The sequence below is a fragment of the Janthinobacterium sp. BCJ23 genome, from assembly GCF_059617945.1.
This window is the reverse complement of the sequence record NZ_JCAQAW010000008.1, coordinates 287,245-296,225: the sequence shown is the minus strand read 5'-3', so window position 1 is coordinate 296,225 and position 8,981 is coordinate 287,245. Positions and strand designations below refer to the sequence as shown.

The window sequence follows — 8,981 nt, the reverse complement described above, 5'->3', positions numbered from 1 at the left end:
CACCCGTTCGCCACTCGCCACCAGAGCAAGCTCCGTGCTGCCGTTCGACTTGCATGTGTAAGGCATGCCGCCAGCGTTCAATCTGAGCCAGGATCAAACTCTTCAGTTTAATCTCTGTTACTTTGCCATTTTATTGGCACCGTCTTGCGACGGGTCGCTCACTCAAAAAACTGACAGGCTACTTCCGAAGAAGTATCCTATTTCATTATTTCTTGTGAACATTTGATATTTTAAGTTTTACAGCGATCCGAAGATCGCTGCTGCACTGACATCAAATGCCCACACTTATCGACTGTTAATTGTTAAAGAACTGTATTCAGTGCTACTTTCGCGCTATCGACAAAGCGTTGTGTTTGTCAGCTGCGAAGAAGGAAGAGTATGAAGCGTTTGCAGCATTTCGTCAACCTTCTTTTTCTACTACCCAGCCCCGGAAGGCCGTCCCTTTTGTGCCGCAAACTAGTGCGCCTCATCGGGGAGGCGAATCATATCAAAGACCGTCGAAGTTTGGCAAGCGCTTTTCCAGGAAAGCGTGCATGCCTTCTTTTTGCGCCGGCGTACCGAAGGCGGCCTGGAACAAACGGCGCTCGTAGGCGACGCCATCGGTCAAGGTGGTTTCAAAAGCGCGGTTGACGCAATCCTTGATCATCATGGCAACCGAAGTCGGCATGGCGGCGATGGTCTTGGCGGCGGCCAGGGTTTCTTCCAGCAATTTATCTGCCGGCACCACGCGCGACACGAGGCCGATGCGTTCCGCCTCGGCGGCATCGATGGTGCGCGCCGTCAGCAGCAAGTCCATGGCCTTGGCCTTGCCGATGGCACGCGGCAAACGCTGCGTACCGCCCGCGCCTGGCGTGACGCCAACCTTGATTTCCGGCTGGCCAAACTTGGCGCTGTCGGCGGCGATCAGGAAATCGCACATCATGGCCAGTTCGCAGCCGCCACCGAGCGCATAGCCGGCCACGGCGCCCACCACCGGTTTGCGCACGCGCAAGATATGCTCCCAGTTGCGGCTGATGTAGCCCTGGGTATAGGTATCGGGATAGGTATAGTCGGCCATGGCCGCGATGTCGGCGCCGGCGGCAAATGCTTTTTCGCTGCCCGTGAGCACGATGCAGCCGATACTCTCGTCGGCGTCGAACTTCAGCAAGGCGTCGCCCAGCTCATTCATCATGTTGTCGTTCAAGGCATTCAGGGCCTTGGGTCGGTTCAGGCGGATGACCGCCACTTTGTCCTGGATATCGATGATCAGGTCTTCGTATTGCATGGTGTCTCCTCTCGATGAACGGTGCAACGATTGTAGCGGCTAAAGGCAGCGGCGCGGCAGGTGCGCTGCTATTATTGTGAGCCCGATCTTTTTTATCGAGCAGCATATTTTCTCCTCCCTCTTCCAGTACTGCGCCAGCTACCTGCGCGGCGACGGCAGCGCCGGCAGCGTCAATTTCCGCCGCCTGTGGTTCAGCAACGGCCTCAATTGCTTCGGCGCCCAGATCACCTCGCTGGCCCTGCCCCTGTGCGCGGTGCTCTTGCTGCATGCGACGCCGGAACAGATGGGCGTGCTGGTTGCGCTGCAGGCGCTGCCGTTCGCCCTGTTCGGCTTGCCCGTCGGCGTGCTGCTGGACCGGCGCAGCAAGCACCCGATCATGCTGTTCAGCGAAAGCATGTCGGGCCTGGCCCTGGCCAGCGTGGCCGTGGCTTACTGGTGCGGCGTGCTGTCGATGCCATGGTTATATATAGTGGGCTTCATCATCGGCACGGGCTTCGTCGTCGGTGGTGGCGCCGAACAGGTGTTTCTGACTTTCCTCGTGGGCCGCGATGGCTTGATCGATGCGCAGTCGAAATTTGCCGCCACCGAATCGGCTTCGCGCCTGATCGGTCCCGGCCTGGCCGGCGTGCTGGTGCAAGTGCTGTCCGCACCCGTCGCCATCCTGTGCACGGCGTGCGGCTATCTGATTTCCGTTTGCAATCTGCGCGCCATGAGCGTGCGCGATCCGCGGCCAGCGCCATCCGACAAGCACGCCTTGCGCGACATCGCCGACGGCTTGCTGTTCGTCTGGCGCGAGCCACTGCTGCGCGCGCTGGCCTGGGGCGCCGGCATCTGGCACTTCCTGTTTTACGCCAGCATGGCCTTGACGGTGCTGTTCGCCACACGCGACCTGGGCATGAGCCCGGGCGTGCTGGGCATGACGCAGATGCTCGGCGGCGCCGGCGTCCTGCTCAGCGCCTTCATCGTCAAGCCCTTGACGAAGCGCTATGGCGCCGGCCGCACCATCCTGATCGGCCTGGCATCGACCTCGCTCTGTTTTGCGCTGACGCCCACGATACCCGCCGCGCTGTTCAGCAGCGCGGCCGCCAGCGCCGTGGCCTATGCCATCTTGATGTTCTTTTTCGATTGCGGCGTGATGCTGTTCTTTATTCCCTACCTGGGCTTGCGCCAAAAAGTCACGCCCGACCCCATGCTGGGCCGCATGACGTCGACCATGCGCTTCCTGACGGTGGCCACGGCGCCGCTGGGCGCGCTGGCCGCCGGCTGGGTAGCGGAACACTTTGGCGTGCGCAATGGCCTGGCCTGCATCGCGGCCGGCAGCATCGTGTTGACGGTGGTCATGGTGTGGGGCACGCCGCTGCGTAGCGTGCGCACCTGAAGCGGTGAACGGGAATACACTGGCAAAAGATTGCCTTGGCGACACTATTCACGCCAAAGCCTGTGAGGTTTGATTTATATCAAGGTTTTAATTGATGTAAATCCATAAGCTGTCTTACATCACTTGAGGAGCACGCTATGTTTAACACCATCTTATTTCCCACCGACGGCTCGCCGCTGTCCGACAAAGCCGCCGAGACCGCCCTCGCCTTCGCCCAACTGAACAAGGCCAAGCTGATCGCCATCAGCGTGGTGCAACCATTCCCGTTCTCGCCCATGGCCGACGGCGGCATCGTGCTCGACGCCAGCCTGTATGAACAGCAGATGCAGGAAGCGTCGCAACGCGCCATCGACAAGATCGGCGCAGCGGCAGGCGCCGCCGGCGTGCCTTTCGAAGGCGTGGTCGCCGTGTCGCCGAGCCCGCACGATGAAATCGTCAATGCGGCGCAAACCTACCATTGCGACATCATCCTGATGGCTTCGCACGGCCGCAAGGGTTTGAACAAGCTGTTCGTGGGCAGCGAAACGCAAAAAGTGCTGGCCCACACCCACTTGCCAGTGATGGTCTTGCGCTAAGCCACACCACGAACTGCCCGGCGACGCTTTCCCTAGCGCGCCGGCGCCTGCTTCGGCAACAACACCCACACGGCGCCGCTCTGCTTCATGCGGCCCGCATTCTCGGCCGCTTCCGCGCCAAAGCCAAAGAAATAATCGACACGGATCGGCCCGCGAATGGCGCCGCCCGTATCCTGCGCCATCACCAGCCGCTGCATGGGAATCTCGCTATTGGCTTGCGTGGTGGACAGGAACACGGGCGCGCCCAGCGGCAAGAAGCGTGAATCGATGGCCACCGAGCGCTGCGGCGTCAGCGGCACGCCCAGCGCCCCCTTCGGCCCCACTTTCGGATCGGGCAAGCGCTCTTCCTTGAAGAAGACATAGCTGGGATTGGCGTTGAACAATTCATCCTTGCGCGTGGGATGGCCGGCGATCCACGCCTTGATGCCCTGCGCGGAGGCCTGGCTCAAGGTCAGCTCGCCCTTGTCGACCAGGTAGCGGCCAATCGATTTGTACGGATGGCCATTCTGGTCCGCGTACGCCACGCGCACGGTTTCCTGCGTATCGGTCAGCTGCACGCGGCCGGAGCCCTGCACCTGCAGGAAGAAGGCCTCGACTTCATCATCCACCCACAGCAATTCCTTGCCCGTGACGGACGTGGCGCGCTCGATGTCGGCGCGGGTCGCATACGGTATCACTTTCTTGCCGACCAGCTTGCCCCGCAAGCGCATGTTCTTCAATTCCGGATACACGCCGGACAAATCCACCGAGACGAGGTCGTCGGGCACCTTGTACAGCGGTGTCTGGTATGGGCCGCCCCGCTTGCGCGCCCCGTGCAGCAGCGGCTCGTAGTAGCCGGTCACCAAGCCGGTACTGGCGCCATCGGCGGTGATGACTTGATTCGGCACAAAGAACGTCTCGAAGAACAGGCGGATGGCCTTGTCGCTGTCGGCATTCACCTGGCGCGCGATGGTGCACGATTCCTTCCAGTCCGGACGTTTGACCAGCACGCCGCACGATGCCATGAAAGCGGGCCAGGCGGCGCGCATGTCGTCACGGGCCCAGCCAGGCAAGGCGGCAAACTTGGCGGGCACGAAGGTGGGCGCCGCCACATCCGCGGCGTCCTTGGCGTCGGCCGGCTTGGCCGGAACCGGCCTGACGACGGTCGGCGCGATGGGCGGCGCCTTGCCGCTGGCAGCGGGTGGCGCGGGCGGCGTGGTACAGGCGGACAGCGCAAGCGCGACGGCGCCGACTGAAACGGGTAGACTACCGCGTGTCAACAGACGGCGGGTAAATACTAAGCTGCGGGTAAATAACATAGGGGTGCGTATGTGGATCTTGATGATAGAGGCGCTGGTGGCGTTCTTCTTGCTGGCATTTATAGTCTGGTGGACCATGTATTCGGGTAAAAAACCCGCACCGCCGGCGCGCAAGCAGCTCGGCGAAGAACAGGACAGCACCGAAAAACTGAAGTAAGGGGCGCAAGCCCCCCGGCGTTGCGTCAATGCAGGGTGCGTGGCACCGACAGCACGAACTCGGGAATCGGCGCTTCAAACTGATGGCCATCTTCGGCCACGCAGAAATACTCGCCGTGCATCGAACCTTGCGGCGTGCCCAGCATGGTGCCGCTCGTGTATTCGAACTGTTCGCCCGGCTGCAGCAGCGGCTGGTGGCCGACGGCGCCCAGGCCACGCACCTCTTCCACCTTGTTGTTCGCATCCGTGATGACCCAGTGGCGCGAAATCAGTTGCGCGCCAGCCGTGCCCGTGTTGACGACGCGGATCGTGTAGCTGAACACGTGCCGCCCCTGGTCCGGTGCCGATTGCTCGGGCAGGTATTGCGTCTTGACCGTTACCGTAAATTCATAAGTCGCCATCGTCATTCCTATTCAGACATTGCAGTCATTATGGCGGCGCGTGTGCCGCATTGGCCACGGCGCGCCGCGTATTCTGTGTTTCATCGTGCTTCAATGAGGCATGGCAGCGGCGTCAAGCGTAAAATAGCGCATCTTCGCATTTTCTATCCTTTGGCTACTCCACCATGACTACATTCCGTATCGCTCCCAGCATCCTGTCCGCCGACTTTGCCCGCCTGGGCGAGGAAGTGCGCAACGTCGTTACCGCCGGCGCCGACATCATCCACTTCGACGTGATGGATAACCATTATGTGCCGAACCTGACCATCGGCCCGCTGGTGTGCGAAGCGATCCGCCCGCACGTGCAAGTGCCCATCGACGTGCACCTGATGGTCAAGCCTGTCGATCGCATTATCCCGGATTTCGCCAAGGCTGGCGCGAACATCATCACCTTTCACCCGGAAGCGTCGGATCACGTCGACCGCTCCTTGCAGCTGATCCGCGACAATGGCTGCAAATCGGGCCTGGTATTCAACCCCGGCACGCCGCTGCACTACCTGGAACACGTGATGGACAAGATCGACATCATCCTGATCATGTCCGTCAATCCAGGCTTCGGCGGCCAGTCCTTCATCCCGCAGGCGCTGAAGAAAATCGCCGAAGCGCGCCGCATGATCGACGAATCGGGCCGTGACATCATGCTGGAAGTCGATGGCGGCATCAAGATCGACAACATCGCCGCTGCCGCCGCTGCCGGCGCCGACACCTTTGTCGCCGGCTCGGCCATCTTCGGCAAGCCAGACTACAAAGCCGTCATCGACGCCATGCGCGCCGAGCTGGCAGCCGTCAAGGGCGCCTGATGCAAGCGTGCACGGTGAAAGACCACGTACTGGCCGGCGTGCGCGCCGCCATCATCGACCTCGATGGCACGATGCTCGACACCGTGCCCGATTTTCATGTCGCCATCAACGGCATGCGCGCCGAGCTGGACCTGGCACCCATCAGCGCCGACGCCATCCAGCTGATGGTCGGCAAGGGCTCGGAAAACCTGATCCGCACGGTGCTGGCGCTCGACTTCGATGCGGCCGGCGTGGAACAGCGTTTCGAGCAGGCGATGGACGGCTACCAGCGCCATTACCTGGCCATCAACGGCCAGTTCAGCACCCTGTACCCGGATGTGGAAGCGGGGCTGGCGGCGATGAAGGCGGCAGGCCTGCGCCTGGCATGCGTCACCAACAAGCCGATTGCCTTCGCCCTGCCCCTGCTGAAACTGAAAAACCTCGACCAGTATTTCGAGATCGTCTACGGCGGCGATTCGCTGCCGAGGAAGAAACCGGACCCGCTGCCGCTGCTGCAAGTGTGCGCGGACTTCGACCTGGCGCCATCAAAAGTGGTGGCCATCGGCGACTCCTCGAACGACGCGCAAGCGGCCAGGGCTGCGGCTTGTCCCGTACTGACGGTACCGTATGGCTACAATCACGGACACTCTATACACGATACCGATTCCGATGGTATAGTAAAGACACTGCTCGAAGCAGCCCGTTTTATTAGCATGCAAAACTAACCGGCATACTGACCAAACCCACCACCATATCGTGAACACGTTTCTCATCAAAAAACACAATGTCACCCAAACCGGCTCGATTGAGGCCTGGCTTTGGCGACGCTGGCAATCCTGGCAGGCTTAAGGGCCGAGCCGTTACGATTGCTGCCGGCTGCACCCGTATAGTTTGCGCATATTGCGCCTGTTGCGTGCCCTGGCAAGTTTTTTGATAACCCACCGCAGGGTTTGTGCACCATGCACACGCATACCCTGACGGCATGGAGAGAAACATGACCGAACTCGAATTCAAATCGCTGTCCCAGCAAGGCTACAACCGCATCCCCCTGATCGCAGAAGCGTTCGCCGACCTGGAAACCCCGCTCACCCTGTACCTGAAACTGGCACAGTCCCAACAAGGCGGCAAGAACACCTTCCTGCTCGAATCCGTCGTCGGCGGCGAACGCTTCGGCCGCTATTCCTTCATCGGCTTGCCCGCCACGACCGTGTTGCGCAGCCATGGCAAGCGCACCGAGATCGTCAAGAACGGCGTCGTGATCGAAGAGCACGAAGGCAATCCGCTCGACTTCATCGAACAGTACCAGTCGCGCTTCAAGGTGGCCCTGCGCCCCGGCATGCCGCGCTTCTGCGGCGGCCTGGCCGGCTACTTCGGCTACGACACCGTGCGCCACATCGAGAAAAAACTGGCTGGCGGCGCGCCGAAAGATGACTTGAAGCTGCCCGACATCCAGCTGATGGTGACGGAAGAACTGGCCGTCATCGACAACCTGTCCGGCAAGCTCTACCTGATCGTTTACGCCGACACCACGCAGCCCGAATCGTTTTCGAAAGCGCAGCAGCGCCTGAAAGATTTGCGCATGATGCTGCGCCGCGGTGTCGATGCGCCCGTCACCAGCGCTTCCGTGCGCACGGAAACCATCCGCGACTTTTCCAAGGAAGACTACCTGAAGGCCGTCGCCAAGGCGCATGAATACGTGATGGCGGGCGACCTGATGCAGGTGCAGATCGGCCAGCGCATCCGCAAGCCGTATGTCGATTCGCCACTGACTTTGTACCGCGCCTTGCGTTCGCTCAACCCGTCGCCGTATATGTACTTCTATAATTTCGGCGACATGCAGATCATCGGCGCCTCGCCCGAGATTTTGGTGCGCAACGAGAACACGTCCGATGGCGGCAAGAAAGTCACCCTGCGCCCCATCGCCGGCACCCGTCCGCGCGGCGCCACGCCTGAGAGCGACGCCGCGCTGTCAGCCGAGCTGCTGGCCGATCCGAAAGAAATCGCCGAGCACGTGATGCTGATCGACCTGGCGCGCAACGACATCGGCCGCATTGCGGAGACGGGCAGCGTGCACGTCACCGACCGCATGGTTATCGAAAAATACTCGCACGTGCAGCACATCGTCTCGAACGTGGAAGGCACCCTCAAGGAGGGCCTGTCGAACCTGGACGTGCTGCGCGCGACCTTCCCCGCCGGCACCCTGACGGGCGCGCCGAAAGTGCGCGCCATGGAAGTGATCGACGAACTGGAAATCACCAAGCGCGGCATCTACGGCGGCGCCTGCGGCTACCTGTCGTTTGGCGGCGAAATGGATGTGGCCATCGCCATCCGCACGGGCGTGGTCAAGGACGGCATGCTGTACGTGCAGGCCGCGGCCGGCATCGTGGCCGACTCCATCCCCGAAATGGAATGGCAGGAAACGGAAAACAAGGCGCGCGCCGTGCTGCGCGCCGCCGAACAAGTGCAAGATGGCCTGGATGGAGGGTTTTAAGATGCTGCTCATGATCGACAACTACGACTCCTTCACCTACAACATCGTGCAGTATTTTGGCGAACTGGGCGAAGACGTGCGGGTCTACCGCAACGATGAAATCACGATCGAACAGATCGAGGCGCTGAACCCGGACCGCATCTGCATCTCGCCCGGCCCGAAAGCGCCGGCGCAGGCTGGCATTTCGGTGGCAGTGCTCAAGCACTTTGCCGGCAAGAAACCGATACTGGGCGTGTGCCTGGGCCACCAGGCCATCGGCGAAGCGTTTGGCGGTAAAGTCATCCGCGCCAAGCAAGTCATGCATGGCAAGACTTCCCTCATCGCGCATACAGGCGTGGGTGTCTTCAAGGACATCCCCAGCCCCTTCACAGTGATCCGCTACCACTCTTTGGCGATCGAACGCGCCTCGCTGCCTTCCTGCCTGGAAGTGACGGCGTGGACGGACGACGGCGAAATCATGGGCGTGCGCCACCGGGAATACGATATCGAGGGCGTGCAGTTCCACCCCGAATCGATCCTCTCGGAGCACGGCCACGCCCTGCTGAAGAATTTCCTCGAGCGCTGATCCCATGCGCACGCCACGGCGTGCCATCAGTGTCC

10 protein-coding genes and 1 rRNA gene are annotated in these 8,981 nt (G+C 61.2%); 7 read left to right on the top strand and 4 right to left on the bottom strand.

Annotation, left to right across the window (positions count from 1 at the left end):
- Positions 1-109, bottom strand: a 16S ribosomal RNA gene (locus AC54AG_RS23030); the annotation flags it as partial.
- 378 nt (positions 110-487) lie between these two features.
- Entirely contained in the window at positions 488-1,264 is a 777-nt protein-coding gene (locus tag AC54AG_RS23025) for an enoyl-CoA hydratase (RefSeq protein WP_072457177.1), read from the bottom strand.
- Between the two features lie 76 nt (positions 1,265-1,340).
- Between AC54AG_RS23025 and AC54AG_RS23020 the strand changes: the two genes are divergently transcribed.
- Together AC54AG_RS23020 and AC54AG_RS23015 are read left to right on the top strand one after the other, a co-directional pair.
- A complete protein-coding gene (locus tag AC54AG_RS23020) occupies positions 1,341-2,642 on the top strand; it encodes an MFS transporter (RefSeq protein ID WP_496631674.1) in 1,302 nt (433 codons plus the stop codon).
- A 137-nt stretch (positions 2,643-2,779) separates the two neighbouring features.
- On the top strand, positions 2,780-3,217 hold the full coding sequence (locus AC54AG_RS23015) for a universal stress protein (protein ID WP_496631673.1): 438 nt from the start codon (positions 2,780-2,782) through the stop codon (positions 3,215-3,217).
- 32 nt (positions 3,218-3,249) lie between these two features.
- Here AC54AG_RS23015 and mltA read toward each other — a convergent pair whose 3' ends face one another.
- Positions 3,250-4,476, bottom strand: coding sequence for a murein transglycosylase A (mltA, locus tag AC54AG_RS23010; protein ID WP_496631672.1), 1,227 nt, complete (start codon positions 4,474-4,476; stop codon positions 3,250-3,252).
- A gap of 49 nt (positions 4,477-4,525) precedes the next feature.
- Between mltA and AC54AG_RS23005 the strand changes: the two genes are divergently transcribed.
- Positions 4,526-4,672 (top strand): hypothetical protein, encoded by a 147-nt coding sequence (locus AC54AG_RS23005; protein ID WP_165829277.1) that lies wholly within the window; start codon positions 4,526-4,528, stop codon positions 4,670-4,672.
- A 25-nt stretch (positions 4,673-4,697) separates the two neighbouring features.
- On the opposite strand, the gene apaG is transcribed toward AC54AG_RS23005, so the two are convergent.
- Entirely contained in the window at positions 4,698-5,072 is a 375-nt protein-coding gene (gene apaG, locus AC54AG_RS23000) for a Co2+/Mg2+ efflux facilitator ApaG/CorD (protein WP_034753698.1), read from the bottom strand.
- A gap of 164 nt (positions 5,073-5,236) precedes the next feature.
- On the opposite strand from apaG, the gene rpe reads away from it, so the two are divergent.
- The 4 genes from rpe to AC54AG_RS22980 all read left to right on the top strand — a co-directional run bounded on the left by rpe (position 5,237) and on the right by AC54AG_RS22980 (position 8,946).
- Entirely contained in the window at positions 5,237-5,911 is a 675-nt protein-coding gene (rpe, locus tag AC54AG_RS22995; protein WP_034753544.1) for a ribulose-phosphate 3-epimerase, read from the top strand.
- Positions 5,911-6,615 carry a phosphoglycolate phosphatase gene (locus tag AC54AG_RS22990; RefSeq protein ID WP_496631671.1) on the top strand — a complete coding sequence of 235 codons (705 nt, stop codon included), beginning with the start codon at positions 5,911-5,913 and terminating at the stop codon, positions 6,613-6,615. The genes rpe and AC54AG_RS22990 overlap by 1 nt, the downstream gene beginning before the upstream one ends.
- A 269-nt stretch (positions 6,616-6,884) precedes the next feature.
- Positions 6,885-8,381 (top strand): anthranilate synthase component I, encoded by a 1,497-nt coding sequence (trpE, locus tag AC54AG_RS22985; RefSeq protein WP_496631670.1) that lies wholly within the window; start codon positions 6,885-6,887, stop codon positions 8,379-8,381.
- Between the two features lies 1 nt (position 8,382).
- Complete coding sequence (locus tag AC54AG_RS22980; protein WP_034753541.1) at positions 8,383-8,946, top strand: aminodeoxychorismate/anthranilate synthase component II; 564 nt, start codon at positions 8,383-8,385, stop codon at positions 8,944-8,946.
- Positions 8,947-8,981 lie beyond the last annotated feature (35 nt).